Source organism: Sulfuricurvum sp. IAE1, assembly GCF_004347735.1.
In the GTDB taxonomy this organism is placed as follows: Bacteria; Campylobacterota; Campylobacteria; order Campylobacterales; family Sulfurimonadaceae; genus Sulfuricurvum.
The window spans coordinates 1-626 of record NZ_SLTI01000064.1 but is presented as its reverse complement, the minus strand read 5'-3'; the positions used below and the strand labels follow the sequence as shown (position 1 = coordinate 626).

Annotated in this window: 1 protein-coding gene; it reads right to left on the bottom strand. The window is 45.2% G+C overall.

Annotated elements, in window-relative coordinates:
• Nucleotides 1-61: 61 nt before the first annotated feature.
• A complete protein-coding gene (locus E0765_RS12360; RefSeq protein WP_132813539.1) occupies nt 62-340 on the bottom strand; it encodes an OadG family protein in 279 nt (92 codons plus the stop codon).
• Nucleotides 341-626: the final 286 nt, after the last annotated feature.

Genomic DNA, 626 nt, shown 5'->3' with positions numbered 1-626 from the left:
GGAACGCGGTGCACATGAACTTGACTTGTTTTTTCATTTGGAATTGTCCTCCGGGTGTTACTTATTCTTTCGACTTGGCGAATGCGGCCACGATGGCGGCTGCAATGTCCGCCTCACTGGCAGGGCTTGCAGAAATGGTGGCGGCAGAGGGACTGCTCACAACGACTGTCGGTTTCTTTGCAGGTGCTATCTTTCTTGCAATGGCGCTCATGCCTTTGGTAAGAAAAACCAGCAACGTAAGAAACACAAACACCGTAGCGATACCCAGAACCATGAGGATTACCCCATTCTCGAGCTGGGCGATTAGCTGCTCTTTCGGTAGTTGCGCTAAGAATACCATACGAACTCCTAAAAAGGTTTATAGTGACCGTAGTCAAGGACTACGAGAAACGCACTAGTCCTGAGTATATCGGAATCAGAGGTGGTGTTTCAAGTAAAGGTAGGATAAATGATTAGGTTAATTCTGAAAAACTTGGAACACAATTGCAATAATATACAATTTACACGAAGAGTTTTTCAGTCGGCTCCAGGAATTTTTCTAGTCTGTGAAAGTAGTTGTTCTGTCATACATATGGAGGGACTCTCGATTTTCTTACATTTTTGCTTGCTTGTGCAAAGCCGGGTGG